Origin of the sequence: Nonomuraea turcica (genome assembly GCF_030718205.1) — a bacterium.
GTDB lineage: Bacteria > Actinomycetota > Actinomycetes > Streptosporangiales > Streptosporangiaceae > Nonomuraea.
In genome coordinates, this window is the sequence record NZ_JAUZQF010000099.1 from 1 (window position 1) to 571 (window position 571).

A 571-nucleotide genomic window follows, 5' to 3' on the forward strand; every position below is an offset into this window, starting at 1 on the left:
GCCTCGGCTTCAGCGTCAAGTGGGTGGTCGTCGAGGTCGTGCTGCAGTTGCTGCTCGGGCTCGCGCTCGCGCTGATCGTCAACGAGAGCTTCGTCGGTCGGGCGTTGTCACGGGCGCTGGTCTTCTCTCCGTGGGCGGTCTCCGGGGTGCTGACCACCGCGATCTGGGTGCTGCTGTACAACCCGTTCACCGGGATGTCGCGCTATCTGGCGGACATGGGGTTGATGCAGTACGGTGCGGCGCCGCTGGCGAACCCGGACACCGTGTTCTGGGCGGCGGTGCTGGCCGAGCTGTGGCGCGGGGTGCCGTTCTTCGCGATCCTGCTCCTGGCCGACCTGCAGTCGGTGTCGAAGGAGTTGTACGAGGCCGCCGCCGTGGATGGCGCGAGCCGGTTGCGCCGATTCCTGCACATCACGCTGCCGCATCTGCGGGACGCGATCATCTTGTCCACGCTGCTGCGCTCGGTGTGGGAGTTCAACAACGTCGACCTGCTCTACACGCTGACCGGCGGCGGTCCCGCGCACCAGACCACCACGCTGCCGCTGTACGTCGCGCAGCAGGCCGCCCAGTC

1 protein-coding gene is annotated in these 571 nt (G+C 68.0%); it reads left to right on the forward strand.

Annotated elements, in window-relative coordinates; genetic code table 11:
• On the forward strand, window positions 1–571 hold a 571-nt coding region (locus tag Q9G87_RS60385; RefSeq protein ID WP_305925699.1), incomplete at both ends, for a carbohydrate ABC transporter permease.